This is a genomic window from Kitasatospora nipponensis (assembly GCF_039528135.1).
Classification (GTDB): domain Bacteria; phylum Actinomycetota; class Actinomycetes; order Streptomycetales; family Streptomycetaceae; genus Kitasatospora; species Kitasatospora nipponensis.
In genome coordinates, this window is record NZ_BAAALF010000981.1 from 1 (window position 1) to 567 (window position 567).

Consider the following 567-nt stretch of genomic DNA (forward strand, 5'->3'; position numbering starts at 1 on the left):
GCACGACCACTACGACGTGGTCGTCGGCAACCCGCCGTACATCACGCCCAAGGACAAGGCCCAGAACAGCGCGTACCGGGCGCTGTACGGCTACTGCAAGGGCAAGTATGCCCTCACGGTCCCGTTCATGGAGTTGTTCTTCAACCTCGCCCGATCCGGCGATCGGCCTGGCTGGACGGGGCAGATTACGTCCAACTCGTTCATGAAGCGCGAGTTCGGCACGCCGATCATCGAGAAGTTCCTGGCGAACAAGGACCTTCGGTCGGTGATCGATACGTCGGGCGCGTACATCCCGGGACACGGCACGCCCACTGTCATTCTCATCGGCCGAAACCAAGGCAAAGTCGACGATACGGCGCGCGCTGTGCTCGGTGTCCGCGGCGAACCGGGGCGACCCGAGGACCCAGCGAAGGGCCTCGTGTGGTCGAGCATCGTCAACCACGTCGACGACCCCGGCTTCGAGAATGACTGGGTTACAGTGGCGAACCTAGATCGAAGCGCGCTCAATGGTCATCCATGGAGTCTCGCTGGAGGTGGCGCAGTCGAGCTAAGTGAAGCCATTCAGGA

General features: G+C 62.3%; 1 protein-coding gene. It reads left to right on the plus strand.

Annotation, left to right across the window (positions count from 1 at the left end):
* Positions 1-16 precede the first annotated feature (16 nt).
* A partial coding sequence (locus ABD323_RS44440; protein WP_425556367.1) for an Eco57I restriction-modification methylase domain-containing protein occupies positions 17-567 on the plus strand: 551 nt, incomplete at its 3' end.